Annotated in this window: 12 protein-coding genes; 10 read left to right on the top strand and 2 right to left on the bottom strand. The window is 20.6% G+C overall.

All coding sequences use genetic code 11. The features are described 5' to 3' along the window. The coding region (locus GJT96_RS02500) for a chorismate mutase (protein WP_211080512.1) at positions 1-118 on the bottom strand (118 nt) is incomplete at its 3' end. A gap of 18 nt (positions 119-136) precedes the next feature. Further along, positions 137-1,213: a 3-deoxy-7-phosphoheptulonate synthase gene (locus GJT96_RS01960; RefSeq protein ID WP_169780527.1), complete on the bottom strand. Its 1,077-nt coding sequence runs from the start codon at positions 1,211-1,213 to the stop codon at positions 137-139. Positions 1,214-1,402: 189 nt separating this feature from the next. Between GJT96_RS01960 and parC the strand changes: the two genes are divergently transcribed. The 10 genes from parC to nuoG form a co-directional block, all read left to right on the top strand. Further along, positions 1,403-3,655 (top strand): DNA topoisomerase IV subunit A, encoded by a 2,253-nt coding sequence (parC, locus tag GJT96_RS01955; protein WP_169780526.1) that lies wholly within the window; start codon positions 1,403-1,405, stop codon positions 3,653-3,655. A 209-nt stretch (positions 3,656-3,864) separates the two neighbouring features. Continuing rightward, positions 3,865-6,318, top strand: coding sequence for a bifunctional aspartate kinase/homoserine dehydrogenase I (gene thrA, locus GJT96_RS01950; protein WP_169780525.1), 2,454 nt, complete (start codon positions 3,865-3,867; stop codon positions 6,316-6,318). Positions 6,319-6,343: 25 nt separating this feature from the next. Continuing rightward, on the top strand, positions 6,344-7,285 hold the full coding sequence (thrB, locus tag GJT96_RS01945; protein ID WP_169780524.1) for a homoserine kinase: 942 nt from the start codon (positions 6,344-6,346) through the stop codon (positions 7,283-7,285). After that, positions 7,282-8,589, top strand: coding sequence for a threonine synthase (gene thrC, locus GJT96_RS01940; RefSeq protein WP_169780523.1), 1,308 nt, complete (start codon positions 7,282-7,284; stop codon positions 8,587-8,589). The genes thrB and thrC overlap by 4 nt, the downstream gene beginning before the upstream one ends. A 33-nt stretch (positions 8,590-8,622) precedes the next feature. Next, positions 8,623-9,006, top strand: coding sequence for an NADH-quinone oxidoreductase subunit A (gene ndhC / locus GJT96_RS01935; RefSeq protein ID WP_169780522.1), 384 nt, complete (start codon positions 8,623-8,625; stop codon positions 9,004-9,006). A gap of 31 nt (positions 9,007-9,037) precedes the next feature. Continuing rightward, a complete protein-coding gene (locus GJT96_RS01930; protein WP_169780521.1) occupies positions 9,038-9,700 on the top strand; it encodes a NuoB/complex I 20 kDa subunit family protein in 663 nt (220 codons plus the stop codon). A 19-nt stretch (positions 9,701-9,719) separates the two neighbouring features. Then, positions 9,720-11,546 carry an NADH-quinone oxidoreductase subunit C/D gene (nuoC, locus tag GJT96_RS01925; protein ID WP_169780520.1) on the top strand — a complete coding sequence of 609 codons (1,827 nt, stop codon included), beginning with the start codon at positions 9,720-9,722 and terminating at the stop codon, positions 11,544-11,546. 9 nt (positions 11,547-11,555) lie between these two features. After that, positions 11,556-12,101 (top strand): NADH-quinone oxidoreductase subunit NuoE, encoded by a 546-nt coding sequence (gene nuoE / locus GJT96_RS01920; protein WP_169780519.1) that lies wholly within the window; start codon positions 11,556-11,558, stop codon positions 12,099-12,101. Beyond that, entirely contained in the window at positions 12,049-13,329 is a 1,281-nt protein-coding gene (gene nuoF, locus GJT96_RS01915; protein WP_169780518.1) for an NADH-quinone oxidoreductase subunit NuoF, read from the top strand. The genes nuoE and nuoF overlap by 53 nt, the downstream gene beginning before the upstream one ends. A gap of 91 nt (positions 13,330-13,420) precedes the next feature. Further along, positions 13,421-14,795 (top strand): NADH-quinone oxidoreductase subunit NuoG (gene nuoG / locus GJT96_RS01910; RefSeq protein WP_169780517.1); only part of this gene is annotated, 1,375 nt, incomplete at its 3' end.

Genomic DNA, 14,795 nt, shown 5'->3' with positions numbered 1-14,795 from the left:
TTTTATGTTTTATTAATCCAATTTTTTTTACTAAATTTAATCTTTTCTTTAAAAGATTTAATAAATCTTTATCTAAAGTATCAATTTGCTTACGTAATAAATCTATTTTATTTAACATATTATTTTAAATTTATATTTAATAAATATTTTTTTTTTTTAAAAAACGCATTTTAAGTATTAAATCTAATTCACTATTAATTTGTAATAATACTGTTTCTGTAGATTTAAAATCTAAACACCCATCTGTAATTGAAACTCCATATTTTAATTTTTTATTATTTTTAATATCTAAAATTTGATTTCCATTATTAATATAACTCTCTATCATTATTCCTATAATAGATACATTCCCTTCTTTAATTTGAGAAATTATGGATTTAATAACTAAAATTTGTTTTTTATAATCTTTATTAGAATTACCATGACTGCAATCTATCATTATTTTAGATTTTAATCCGATTTTTAATAAAGTTTTCTCACATTTTATTATATTATGTTTATAATAATTGGGTTTTTTACCTCCTCTTAAAATAATATGACAATTTTTATTACCTGTAGTATTTACTATATATGATTTCCCATTTTGATCTAAACTTATAAAATGATGTTCGACAGCTGATGCTTGAATTGCATTAATAGCTGTATTAATATCACCATTTGTATTATTTTTAAATCCTGCAGGAATATTAATTAAAGAAACTATTTCTCTATGAATTTGAGATTCTACTGTACGAGCTCCGATTGCTACCCAACTTAATAAGTCATTTATATAATTAAATACATTAAGATCTAATATTTCAGTTGCTAATAATATATTTTTTGTAGCTAGTTTTATTAATAATTTACGTGCTAAATATAATCCTTTATTTATATCAAAAGTATGATCCATATATGGATCATTAATTAGACCTTTCCATCCTATAATTGTTCTAGGTTTTTCAAAATATACTCGCATAACAAGAAATATATTTTTTTTTAATTTTAAAGATAAATTTTTTAATAAATTTCCATACTCTATAGCTTCATCAAAATTATGTATAGAACATGGCCCACAAATAATTAAAATTCTAGGATCTTTACCATTAATAATATTTGTTATAATTTGACGTGATATTAATATATTATTTTTAATATCTTGAGATATTGGTAATTTATTTTTTAACTCTTTTGGAGTAATTAAACTATTTTTATTATCAAAATTATTTTTTTTCATAATAAAATTATCCATATATAAAAATTTTATTGCATAAAAATAACATATTTATTCTGTAAAATTCAATAAAATTTATATTTAATTTTTAAAAATATAAATTAAAAATAATTTTTTATAATTAACATATTATAAATATTAACTTATAATTTAAATTTTTTTATACAAATATTTTTTCTTAGGAAATATTAAATGAATAAATTTTTTAAAAAAAATATAACAGAATCCATACAATTAGATAAATTTGCGGAAAATGCATATTTAAATTATTCTATTTATGTAATATCTGATAGAGCATTACCACATATTGGAGATGGATTAAAACCAGTTCAAAGAAGAATTATATATGCTATGTCTGAATTAAAATTAAAATCTTCATCTAAATATAAAAAATCTGCTAGAACTATTGGTGATGTAATAGGGAAATATCATCCTCATGGAGATATAGCATGTTATGAAGCAATGGTTTTAATGGCACAAACTTTTTCCTATAGATATCCATTAATAGAAGGTCAAGGTAATTGGGGTGCCCAAGATGATCCAAAATCATTTGCAGCAATGAGATATACAGAATCTCGTTTATCTAAGTATTCTGATATTTTATTAAATGAAATAGAAAAAGGTACTGTTGATTTTATTCCTAATTTTGATGGTACATTATTAGAACCTAAAATATTACCTGCATGCTTACCTAATATTATTTTGAATGGATCAACGGGTATAGCAGTCGGTATGGCAACGGATATACCACCACATAATATTAAAGAAATATCTAATGCAATAATTAAACTTATTGATAATCCTCAAATTTCATTAAATGAACTTTTAGACATAATACAAGGTCCAGATTTCCCAACAGGAGGTGAAATTATAACATCTAAAGATGAAATATATAAAACATACGAAAAAGGAAAAGGTTCAATAAAATTGAGAGCAAAATGGGAAATTAAAGATAATTCAATAATTATAACATCTTTACCTTATCAAATTTCGGGAATACGAATTATTGAACAAATTAATACACAAATAAGAAATAAAAAATTACCAATGATTGAAGATATTAGAGATGAATCTGATTATGAAAATCCTACTCGAATAGTTATTATTATTCGTAATAATTTTAATTACTTAAAAATTGAACAAATTATGTTACATTTATTTTTTATTACTGATTTAGAAAAAAGTTATCGTATTAATTTAAATATGATTGGTTTAAATAATAAACCAGCTGTAAAAAATTTAATAGAAATATTATCAGAGTGGATTTTATTTAGAAAAATAATAGTAAAAAAACGTTTACATTTTTATTTAAAAAAAATAACTCAAAAATTACATATTATAGAAGGATTGTTAATTGTATATTTAAATTTAGAAAAATTTATCAAAATTATTCGTTTAAATTCAGATCCTAGACCTATTTTCAAAAAAAAATTTAATTTAACTAATCTACAAATAGAAACTTTACTTAATTTTAAATTACGTTCTATTTCATTTATAGAAGAAACAAATTTAAAAGATAAAAAAAAAAAATTAGAAATAGAATATAAAAATATTATACAAATATTATCTTCAGAAAAAAAAATTAATGTGTTGTTAAAACAAGAAATATTACTATTATCTAAAAATTATAATGATAATCGTCGTTCAATTTTAAAAAAAAGAAAAGAAGCAAAATTATTAAATGAATCAGAATTAATTTTAAGTGAACCTATTACAATTATTTTATCAAAAATGGGATGGATTAGATATGCAAAAGGACATACTATAGATCCCTTAAACCTTAATTATAAATCTGGAGATTCATTTTTACTTTCTGTAAAAGGAAAAAAAAATCAAACTATGGTAGTTTTAGATTCAACTGGACGTAGTTATAGCATTGATACAATTTCACTACCTCCTGCAAGAAGTCAAGGAGAACCTTTAAATGCTAAATTAAATATTTCTAAAGGATCTGTAATTAAAAGTTTGTTAATGGAGTCTAGTGATAAAAAAATTATTTTATCTTCTAGTTTTGGTTATGGTTTTATATGTAAATTTCATGATTTAATTGCATGTAATAGAAATGGAAAGTTATCTATTATTTTATCTAAAAATTCAGAAATATTATCACCTTTAGTTATTAAAAATAAAAATACTAAAATATTAACTATATCTTTATTAAATAGATTTTTATTATTTTCAATAAATGAAATTCCTAAATTATCCAAAGGAAAAGGAAGTAGATTAATTTTAATTAATAAAAAAGATTTTATTCAGAATAAAGATAAATTAAAATGGATATTTTGTATTAATAAAAATTCTATAATTTATATAAAAACTAATAGAGAACAGTATTCTTTAAACTATAAAGAAATTAAAAAATTTTATTCATTAAAGGGTAAAAAAGGTTTTTTTTATAAAAATATAAAAAATATTAAAGATATTTTTATTAAAAATAAAAATTAAAATTATTTATTAATATTTAATTTTATATTTTAAAATAAATAATTAATTTATATATTTAAATATAAATAAATTATAATGTATTTAAAATAAATAAATTAAATATTTTAATTTTAATAATGATTATATTAACATATATTTATTTTATAAAAATTATAAATATTTAATTATTTATGTTTTTATATTTTAAATATTTATATAGGTTTAATAAAATGAAAGTATTAAAATTTGGTGGAACTTCATTAGAAAATGCAAAAAAATTTTTACTAGTGACAAATATAATTAAAAATTATTTAAAAAAAGAAAAAATAGCTGTTGTTTTATCTGCTCCTGCAACTATTACAAATATTTTAGAATTAATAATAAAAAAAAATTTAGAAAAAGAAAATTATAAAAAAGACTTTATATATATAAAAAATTTTTTTATTAATTTAATTAATAATTTAAAAAAGAGAGTTAATGATATAGATACCATTATTTTACAATATAAAATAAATAAAATATTATCTAAAATAGAATTTTTATTAAATGGTATTAAATTAATAAATTATTGTCCAGATATAATTAAGGCAAAAATATTATCAAAAGGTGAAAAATTTTCTATATTTTTATTAGAATCTTTATTAAAAAGAAAAAAATATAAAATATTTATTATCTCTCCTAAAAAATATTTATTAGCTTATGGTAATTATTTAGAATCAACAATAGATATTTCTATAACTTCTAAAAATCTTAAAAAAATAAATTTATCTAATATTAATTTAATATTAATGCCTGGATTTTCTGCTGTTAATAAAAATAAAGAAACTGTTTTATTAGGTAGAAATGGTTCAGATTATTCTGCTGCAGTATTAGCTGTTTGTTTTGAAGCTAATTGTTGTGAAATTTGGACTGATGTTAATGGTATTTATACTGCAGATCCTAATGTTATATCTAACACACAATTATTAAAATTTATTAGTTATCAAGAAGCAATAAATTTATCATATTTTGGTGCTAAAGTAATTCATTATAAGACATTATTACCTATGTTAAAAAAAAATATACCTTGTATTATTAAAAATATAATGAATTCTAAATTTAATGGAACTATAATTGATAATTTTGATAAAAATAAACATTTATTACCAAAAATAAAAAGTGTTACTGAATTAAAAAATATATCAATGTTAAATATTTTTGGTAATAAAAATAAACATACAAAAAATATTATATCAAAAATATTATTTTTTATATTTGAATCTAAAATATCTATTTATTTTATAACTCAATCTTCTGAAGATTGTAATATTAATCTGTTTTTATTAGATAAAGATTTAAATAATTTAAAAAATTTATTAGAAGAAAAATTTTATTTAGAATTTAAATATAATTTAATTAAACCTATACAAATTATTCAAAATTTATCATTAATTACTTTAATTATTAATCAAACTAATTATTCTAAAAATATAATTTCTAATTTTTTAAAAATATTTAAAATAACTAAAACAAATATTTTTGGTATATCACAAAATATTTTCCAAAATTATATTACTGTTGCTATAAAAAAATATTATACAAAAGATATTATTAAAATAATACATGAAATTTTATTTCATAAAAAAAAAATATTAGAAATTTTTATTATAGGTACTGGGGGTATTGGAAGTACTTTATTACAACAAATTAATAAAAATATAAATTTTTTTAAAAAAAAAAATATTATTTTAAAAATTTGTAGTATTTTAAATACAAAATATTCATTAATAAATTTTAACGGGATCAATATAAAAAATTGGCAAAAAGAAATTAAATGTAATTCTTTCTATAATAATCAAATAGAAAATTTATTACAAAATATTAAAAAATATAAATTAATTAACCCAGTTATAATCGATTGTACTTCTTCACAAAAAATTGCTGATAAATATATTGATTTTTTTAATTCTGGTTTTAATATAATAGCTGTTAATAAAAAAGCAAACTCTTCCAATATAAAATATTATAATCAAATACGTTCAACAGCAAGTAAATTAAATTTAAAATTTTATTATGAAACAAATGTTGGTGCTGGTTTACCAGTTATTAATACATTAAAGAATTTATTAAAAACAGGTAATAAAATTAATAAATTTATTGGAATTTTATCTGGTTCACTATCATTTATTTTCGGTAAATTAGAAGAAGGAATTATTTTATCTAAATCCATAATAATGGCTCAAGAAATGGGTTTTACAGAACCAGATCCCCGTGTAGATCTTACAGGTATAGATGTTGCTAGAAAATTACTTATATTGGCTAGAGAAATTGGTTTTAATGTAGAATTAAAAGATGTTATGATCGAGTCTATTATACCTAATAAATTGAATAAAAATTCTTCTATTAAAGAGTTTTTTAATTCTTTATCAGATTTAGATAAAATTTATGTTAAAAAAATTAAAAATGCAAAAAAAAATAATAAAGTCCTACGTTATATAGGAAGTATAGATGAAAAAGGTATATGTAAAGTAAAAGTTATCCAAATTGATAATAATCATCCATTTTTTAATATAAAAAATGGAGAAAATTCTTTTGCTTTTTATACTAATTATTATCAACCTTATCCATTAGTATTAAGAGGATATGGTGCCGGTAATAATGTTACTGCAGCAGGAGTATTAACTGATTTATTACATATTATTTAATAAAATAAATAAGGAATTATTATTTATGATAAAAATTTATTCTCCTGCTTCTATTGGTAATATTAATGTAGGTTTTGATACATTAGGAATAGCATTATCTAGAATTGATGGAGGAATTTTAGGAGATTTTATAACAATTTCTAATTCTAAAAAATTTGAATTAATAAATAAAGGTTTATTTTTTAATGATTTACCAAAAAATAATTATGAAAATATTATTTTTAATTGTTGGATAAAATTTTGTGATAAAATTGGAAAAGAAATTCCTTTAAAAATAATTTTAGAAAAAAATGTTCCTATATCTTCAGGATTAGGTTCAAGTGCATGTTCCATAGTTGCTTGTTTAAAAGCCATAAATTTATTTTTTAATAATCCATTAAATAATTCAATTTTATTAAAATTAATGGGAGAATTAGAAGGATTTTTATCAGGTAAAATACATTATGACAATATTGTACCATGTTTATTAGGCGGTATGAAATTAATATTAATTATAAACAAAAATGATTTAATTATTCAAAATTTACCAATTTTTCAAAATTGGTTCTGGGTAATTGCATATCCTGGAATAAAATTATCTACATTTTATTCTAGAAAAATTTTACCAAAATTATATAAAAAAGAAATTTTTATTAAACAAAATCAATACTTAGCTGGATTTATTAATGCTGTTTATACAAAACAAGAATTATTAGCTGCAAAATTAATGAAAGATTTTATAGCAGAACCATATCGAAAATCATTTATACCTAATTTTGATAAAATATCTTATATAGCAAAAAAATTAGGAGCTTTAAGTTATGGCATTTCAGGGTCAGGACCTACTATATTTAGTATTTTTAATAATTTAAATATTGCATATAATATGGTTAATTGGTTACAAAAAAATTATTTAAAAAATGAAACAGGTTTTGTTCATATATGTAAAATAAATAATCTAGGTACTAAAATTGTGGAGAAAAAATGAAATTTTATAATCTTAATGATTACAAAGAAAAAAAGAATTTTAGTCAAGTTTTACAACAAGGATTAGGTACGAATCAAGGTTTATTTTTTCCTAAATATTTACCTAAATTAAATAATAAAACTATTGAAAATATATTAAATCTTAATTTTATAGATAAAAGTAGTTATATACTTTCACTTTTTTTAGAAGAAGAAATAAAATTAAATATTTTAAAAAAAAAAATAAAAGAAGGATTTAATTTTCCTTTAATATTAAATATGTTGAATAAAAATCTTGCTTGCTTAGAATTATTTCACGGTCCTACCTTAGCTTTTAAAGATTTTGGTGTTCGTTTTCTAGCACAAATGTTAAAATTTTTTAATGAAAAAAAAAAAGATAAAATTATTATTTTAACTGCTACTTCTGGAGACACAGGAGCAGCTGTTGCTCATGCATTTTATAATATTAAAAATATTGAAATAGTAATATTATATCCCTATAAAAAAATTTCTATTTTACAAGAAAAATTATTTTGTACATTAGGAAATAATATAAAAACTATTGCTATTGAAGGTAATTTTGATGATTGTCAAAAACTTATTAAAAAATCTTTTAATGATCAAGAATTAAAACAAAATTTAAATCTAAATTCTGCTAATTCGATTAATATTAGTAGATTACTTGCACAAATATGTTATTATTTTGAAGCATTTAGTCAAATACCTTTAAATCAAAGAAAAAAAAAAATAATTATATCAATTCCAAGTGGAAATTTTGGAAATTTAACTGCTGGTTTAATGGCTAAAGTTATGGGTTTACCTATACATAAATTTATAGCTGCAACTAATATAAATGATACAATTCCTAAATATTTAAATACGGGAAATTGGAAACCAAGAAAAACTATATCTACATTATCTAATGCTATGGATGTTAGTATTCCTAATAATTGGCCTAGAATTAAAGAAATTTTTAAAACTAATAACTGTAATTTAAATTTATTAGAGTCTAAATCTATAACAGATTTAGAAACAATACAAACAACAATAAATATATTTAATGAATATAAATATATTTTAGAACCACATACATCAGTAAGTTTTTGTGCATTAAAAAAATTTATTTCAGAAAAAAATACTTTTAATATATTTTTAGGTACAGCTCATCCAGCAAAATTTAAAGATTATATTTATAATACTTTGCATAAAAAAATTACATTACCTAGAATTTTAATTGATTGTATAAAAAAAAAAAATTTATCTTATAAATTACCTAATGATTTTTTAGTTTTAAAAAAATTTTTAATAAAAAATTTTATAATTTAAACTATATATCTTTTTATATAAAGAATATTAATTATGTTAATAAATAAATTAGCTTATAATCATGAATATTTTATTTTATTTCAAATATTTGCTATTTTTATTAGTTGTATGATGATATTAGTATCATTTTTTTTAGGAGAACATTCATCTAATTTAAATAAACAAACACCATTTGAATCAGGAGTAATTTCTTATGAAAACACACAAATAAAAATACATATTAAATTTTATTTAATAGCAATACTTTTTATTATTTTTGATATTGAATCTTTATATTTATATTTATGGTCTCTTTCTATGAAAAAAATAGAATTAGAAGGTTTTATTGAAGGAATTTTTTTTATTTTTACTATTCTAATTACTTTATTTTATTTATTTAAAACCAATATATTAAATTGGAAATATAAAAATATTTAATAATATTAAAATAATAAATGTGTAATATAATATGAAATATATTCTTAAAAAGCATGAAAATAAAAAAAAAAAATATCCTTTAGAAGAAAGGAAAAATATTAGTACAGATCCATTAAATGAACAAATTCAAAAAAATATTTTTTTAGGTAATTTAAAAAAAATTACTCATCAAATTATTAATTGGGGAAGAAAAAACTCTTTATGGCCTTATAATTTTGGATTATCATGTTGTTATGTTGAAATGACAACATCATTTACGTCAATTAATGATATTTCACGTTTTGGTTCAGAAGTTTTAAGATCTTCTCCAAGACAAGCTGATTTTATAGTAATAGCCGGAACATGTTTTTTAAAAATGGCTCCTATAATACAAAAATTGTATGATCAAATGTTAGAACCTAAATGGGTTATTTCTATGGGATCATGTGCTAATTCTGGAGGAATGTATGATATATATTCTGTAGTACAAGGAGTAGATAAATTTTTACCTGTAGATATTTATATTCCAGGATGTCCACCTAGACCAGAAGCATATATACAAGCATTATTATTATTACAAAAATCAATTAATTATGAAAGACGTCCTTTATCTTGGATAATAGGAGATCAAGGAATTTATAAAGCTAAAATAAAATCAAATAATAAAAATTTTTACAATAAAAATATTAAATTTAAATCGTCAAAAAATATATAATATCTATAGGCATCTATTTATGAATAATTTTTTTAATAAAATAGTTACTAAGATAGGAAATAAACATAATAAATCTTTTTCTAAAAAGAAAATAGAACCTATAATAGATGAATTAAATAATAAATTTTCTTTTAAAGATTTTATTATACAAAATAGTTTTAATAAAAAAATGCCATTAGTTATTTGGATTAAATCTGATGATATAATAAAATTCATGAAATTTTTTTCACAAATTATTCATAACCCATATAATATGTTGTATGACATGCATGGTATAGATGAAAGATTACATTTAAATAAATTTTATTTAATGAAAAAAATAGATTTTTCTTTATTTTATCATTTAATTTCTATTAATAGAAATTCGGACATTATTATAAAGATTCCTTTAAAAAAAAAATCACTACATATCGATAGCATCACAGGAATTTTTAAAAATTCTAATTGGTATGAAAGAGAAATATGGGAAATGTTTGGAATTAATTTTATTAATCATCCTTGTTTATCACATATTTTATTACCCAAAAATTGGAATAATGGTTATCCATTACGTAAAGACTTTCCTTCTAGAGCTACTGATTTAGCTCCTTATATTTTAACAAAAAAAAAATACAAAATAGATATTGAAGCAACAAAATTTCTTCCAGAAGATTTTAATATATCAGGAAAAAGTAAATATAAGAATTATATGTATCTTAATTTAGGACCTAATCATCCTTCTGTACATGGAGTATTTAGAATTATTTTACAATTATCAGGAGAAGAAATTATAAAATGTATACCAGAAATTGGTTATCATCATAGAGGTGCTGAGAAAATAGCTGAAAGACAAACATGGCATACTTATATACCTTATACAGATAGAATTGAATATTTAGGGGGGTGTATAAATGAAATGCCTTATATTTTAGCAGTAGAAAAATTAGCTAACATTATTGTTAATGATAAAATTAAAGTAATTAGAATAATGTTATCTGAATTATTCCGTATAAATAGTCACCTATTATATTTATCAACTTTTATACAAGATATAGGAGCGATGACTCCTGTTTTTTTAGTTTTTACAGATAGGCAAAAAATATATGATATAATTGAAGCAATTACTGGTGCTAGAATGCATCCTGCTTGGTTTAGAATAGGAGGATTAGCTCAAGATTTACCTCAAGGATGGAATATTTTAGTAAAAAAATTATTAATATGGTTGCCTAAAAGATTAATTTTATATAAAAAAATAGCCTTAGAAAATAGTATTTTAATATCTAGAACTAAAAATATAGCAGTTTATAATCAAAAAGAAGCAATATCTTGGGGAGTTACTGGGGCTGGTTTACGTGCTACTGGGTTAGATTTTGATGTAAGAAAATGGCGTCCTTATTCTGGATACGAGAATTTTGATTTTGATATTCCTATTGGAAATAATATTAGTGATTGTTATTCTAGAGTATTATTAAAATTAGAAGAAATATGGCAAAGTCTATATATTATAAAACAATGTTTAAATTATATGCCTGAAGGAGAATATAAAGTCGACCACCCTTTAACTACCCCCCCACTTAGAAAAAAAATGTTAAATAATATAGAAAATTTAATTCATCATTTTATACAAGTTTCATGGGGTCCTTTGATCCCTGCTGATGAATCATTTCAAATGATCGAAGCTACTAAAGGCATTAATAGCTATTACTTAATAAGTGATGGTAACATAACTAGTTATCGTACTAGAATAAGAACACCTAGTTTCCCTCATTTACAACAAATACCATCAGTTATCTGTGGTAGTTTAATACCTGATTTAATTGCTTATTTAGGAAGTATTGATTTTGTTATGTCTGATGTAGATCGTTAAAATAATATTATGAAAAAAAAAAATAATAATGTAAATTTATATTTAGATAAAAAAGATTATAAAATTATTAATAACATTATAAATAATTATGAATGTAATAATGCAGCTATTATTGAAATATTAATATTTTTTCAAAAAAAATATGGATGGATATCTAATAAAATTATTACTAATATTTCTAATATTTTAAAAATACATCCTTCTGAAATTGATAGTATAGCAACGTTTTATAGTCAAATTTTTAGATCTCCAGTAGGTAAATATGTTATTAAATACTGTGATAGCATTGTTTGTTATATAACAAAATATAAAAAAATTTTAAAACATATTGAACAGAAATTAAAAATTAAATCAGGAGAAACAACTTCTGATAAATTATTTACTTTAATACCTATATGTTGTTTAGGACACTGTGAAAATAGTCCTGTTATAATGATTAATAAAAAAATTTATACTTCATTATCTATTAATTATATAAATCAAATATTGGATAATTATATTAATGAAAATTATAAAACCAAATCCAAAAACACATCCTCTAACATGGCGTGTTAATAAAAATAAAACACTATTTTTAAAAGAATATATACAAAAAGATGGCTATAAAATTTTAAAAAATAGTTTAATAAAAAAAACACCACAAGATATAATTAATATTGTAAAAAAATCAAAATTAAAGGGGAGAGGTGGTGGTGGATTTTATACTGGATTAAAATGGAGTTTAATATCTCCAAAAAAAAATGATAATGAAATTAGATATTTTTTATGTAATGCGGATGAAATGGAACCAGGAACATATAAAGATCGTTTTTTAATAGAACATATTCCACATCAATTAATAGAAGGAATAATTATAAGTGCTTTTGCTATACAAGCAAATAAAGGATATATTTTTTTAAGAGGAGAATATATAAATTGTATAAATATTTTAAATATAGCTATAAAAGAAGCTTATAGTATTAAATTTTTAGGAAAAAATATATTAAATAGTAATTTTAACTTTGATCTATATCTTCATACAGGAGCTGGAAGATATATTTGTGGAGAAGAAACAGCTTTAATTAATTCTTTAGAAGGTAAACGTCCTAATCCTCGTTTTAAACCTCCATTTCCTGCTACAATTGGTTTATGGGGAAAACCTACATGTGTTAATAATGTTGAAACTATTTTTAATATACCTAGTATAATAAAATATGGATCTGAATGGTATCATAATATATCTAATAGTAAACATGATAGTGGTACGAAAATGTTAGGTTTTTCAGGAAATGTTAATAATCCTGGATTATGGGAATTACCATTTGGTACACCTGCTCGTTTAATTTTAGAAAAATATGCAGGTGGAATGAAAAAAGGATTTTTTTTAAAAGCTTGGCAACCAGGTGGTGCAGGAACTAGTTTTTTAACAAAAAATCATTTAGATCTGCCAATGGATTTTATAAATATTAGTAATGCTGGCAGTAGACTAGGAACTGGTATCTCTCTTGTTATAGATAACAGTATAAGTATTATCTCTATATTAAAAAATTTAGAAATATTTTTTGCTAGAGAATCTTGTGGTTTTTGTACTCCTTGTAGAGAAGGATTACCTTGGATTGTTAAAATATTAAATAATTTAGAAAAAAAAAGAGGATCTAAAAAAGATATTTATCTTCTTAAAGATATAAGTAATCAATTAATTAACGGAGGTTCTTTTTGTGCACTTGCACCAAGTGCAATGGAACCTTTAAATAGTGCGTTAAAATATTTTTTAAATGAATTTAAAAATGGAATAATTAATTAACAGATTTTTATATAAAAATTTTAACTTGTATATTTTCAACAAAAATTAAGGTGTTTTTTATACTACTAAATATTTATAAGGAATATATACTGTGATTAATATTAATATAGAAAATCAATTATATAAAGTTAATGAAAAAGATAATTTATTAAAAATATGTTTATCTTTAGGGTTTAATATACCATATTTTTGTTGGCACCCTATTTTAGGAAGTATAGGATCGTGTCGCCAATGTGCAATTAAACAATCTAATGGTTTACAAAAAAAAAATGAATATATAATTATGTCTTGTATGTCTTCACCGATTAATAATTCATATATCACTATTAATGATAGTGATTTAATTAATTTTCGTAAAAAAAATATTGAATTATTAATGTTAAATCATCCACATGATTGTCCTATTTGTGATAAAGGTGGTAATTGTCATTTACAAGATATGACTGTTATGACAGGACATAATAATCGTAGATATAATTTTTCTAAAAGAGAATATAAAAATCAATATTTAGGTCCTTTTATTTCTCATACAATGAATCGTTGTATTACATGTTATCGTTGTGTAAGATTTTATAAAGATTATGCTGATGGAAAAGATTTTAATGTTTTTGGATCTAAAAATAATATTTATTTTGGTCGATATTCAGATGGTAGACTAAAAAATTTATTTTCTGGAAATTTAATTGAATTATGTCCTACTGGAGTTTTTACTGATAAAATTTATAATATAAATTATGCAAGAAAATGGGATTTACAATACTCTCCGAGTATTTGTCAAAATTGTTCATTAGGATGTAATATTTTTATTGGGGAACGTTATGGGAAATTATCTAGTATACAAAATAGATTTCATGAAAAAATAAATCATTATTTTTTATGTGATAAAGGTTATTTTGGTTATGATTATACCTATTTAAAAAATAATCCTATTAAAATAATATATTATCAAAATAATAAAAAATTTATTTTTAACTATGATAAAATTATAAAAAAAATTATTTATTTAATTTTAAATTCTAAAAATATAATTGGTATTGGCTCACCAAGAGCAAGTATAGAAAGTAATGTTATTTTAAAAAAATTAGTTGGGAAAAAAAAATTTTATTTAGGTATTTTAAAAAATGAAAAAAGACAAATTAATTATATTATTAACATAATACAAAATACAAATATATATTTTCCTACGTTATCTGAAATTGAAAGTTATGATACTATTTTAGTAGTAGGAGAAGATTTAAGTAATACTAATCCTAGAGCTGCTTTAGCCGTAAGACAAGCTATAAAAAAATATTTTAATATTAAAAATAATAGTTTAGATCTTCCCCATTGGAAGACTGATACAATTTTAAATATGAGAAATAAGAAATTAAATCCATTGTTAATAACAAGTAATAATGAAACATTATTAGATGATATTTCTTTATTTAATTATTATGGATCTACTTCAGATCAAACTAAATTTATTT

It is taken from the genome of Enterobacteriaceae endosymbiont of Donacia piscatrix (assembly GCF_012569525.1).
Lineage (GTDB): Bacteria > Pseudomonadota > Gammaproteobacteria > Enterobacterales > Enterobacteriaceae.
This window is presented reverse-complemented; position numbering and strand designations above follow the sequence as displayed.